Consider the following 1,635-nt stretch of genomic DNA (forward strand, 5'->3'; position numbering starts at 1 on the left):
CCTAAGGCGAGGCTGAAAAGCGTAGTCGATGGAAAACAGGTTAATATTCCTGTACTTCTAGTTATTGCGATGGAGGGACGGAGAAGGCTAGGCCAGCTTGGCGTTGGTTGTCCAAGTTTAAGGTGGTAGGCTGGAATCTTAGGTAAATCCGGGGTTCTAAGGCCGAGAGCTGATGACGAGTTACCTTTTAGGTGACGAAGTGGTTGATGCCATGCTTCCAAGAAAAGCTTCTAAGCTTCAGATAACTAGGAACCGTACCCCAAACCGACACAGGTGGTTGGGTAGAGAATACCAAGGCGCTTGAGAGAACTCGGGTGAAGGAACTAGGCAAAATGGCACCGTAACTTCGGGAGAAGGTGCGCCGGTGAGGGTGAAGGACTTGCTCCGTAAGCTCATGCCGGTCGAAGATACCAGGCCGCTGCGACTGTTTATTAAAAACACAGCACTCTGCAAACACGAAAGTGGACGTATAGGGTGTGACGCCTGCCCGGTGCCGGAAGGTTAATTGATGGGGTTAGCTAACGCGAAGCTCTTGATCGAAGCCCCGGTAAACGGCGGCCGTAACTATAACGGTCCTAAGGTAGCGAAATTCCTTGTCGGGTAAGTTCCGACCTGCACGAATGGCGTAACGATGGCGGCGCTGTCTCCACCCGAGACTCAGTGAAATTGAAATCGCTGTGAAGATGCAGTGTATCCGCGGCTAGACGGAAAGACCCCGTGAACCTTTACTATAGCTTTGCACTGGACTTTGAATTTGCTTGTGTAGGATAGGTGGGAGGCTTTGAAGCGTGAACGCCAGTTTGCGTGGAGCCATCCTTGAAATACCACCCTGGCAACTTTGAGGTTCTAACTCAGGTCCGTTATCCGGATCGAGGACAGTGTATGGTGGGTAGTTTGACTGGGGCGGTCTCCTCCTAAAGAGTAACGGAGGAGTACGAAGGTGCGCTCAGACCGGTCGGAAATCGGTCGTAGAGTATAAAGGCAAAAGCGCGCTTGACTGCGAGACAGACACGTCGAGCAGGTACGAAAGTAGGTCTTAGTGATCCGGTGGTTCTGTATGGAAGGGCCATCGCTCAACGGATAAAAGGTACTCCGGGGATAACAGGCTGATACCGCCCAAGAGTTCATATCGACGGCGGTGTTTGGCACCTCGATGTCGGCTCATCACATCCTGGGGCTGAAGCCGGTCCCAAGGGTATGGCTGTTCGCCATTTAAAGTGGTACGCGAGCTGGGTTTAGAACGTCGTGAGACAGTTCGGTCCCTATCTGCCGTGGACGTTTGAGATTTGAGAGGGGCTGCTCCTAGTACGAGAGGACCGGAGTGGACGAACCTCTGGTGTTCCGGTTGTCACGCCAGTGGCATTGCCGGGTAGCTATGTTCGGAAAAGATAACCGCTGAAAGCATCTAAGCGGGAAACTTGCCTCAAGATGAGATCTCACTGGAACCTTGAGTTCCCTAAAGGGCCGTCGAAGACTACGACGTTGATAGGTTGGGTGTGTAAGCGCTGTGAGGCGTTGAGCTAACCAATACTAATTGCCCGTGAGGCTTGACCATATAACACCCAAGCAATTTGCTTAAGAAGCGAGTTGCGGTGTGTGAAGACGATACAAACCGAAAGTTTGCAAACACACAAA

At 51.9% G+C, this 1,635-nt stretch carries 1 rRNA gene; it reads left to right on the plus strand.

Annotated elements, in window-relative coordinates:
• Nucleotides 1–1,555 (plus strand): 23S ribosomal RNA (locus BM382_RS31380); the annotation flags it as partial.
• Nucleotides 1,556–1,635 lie beyond the last annotated feature (80 nt).

Source organism: Pseudomonas sp. NFPP25 (assembly GCF_900116505.1).
Taxonomy (GTDB): domain Bacteria; phylum Pseudomonadota; class Gammaproteobacteria; order Pseudomonadales; family Pseudomonadaceae; genus Aquipseudomonas; species Aquipseudomonas protegens.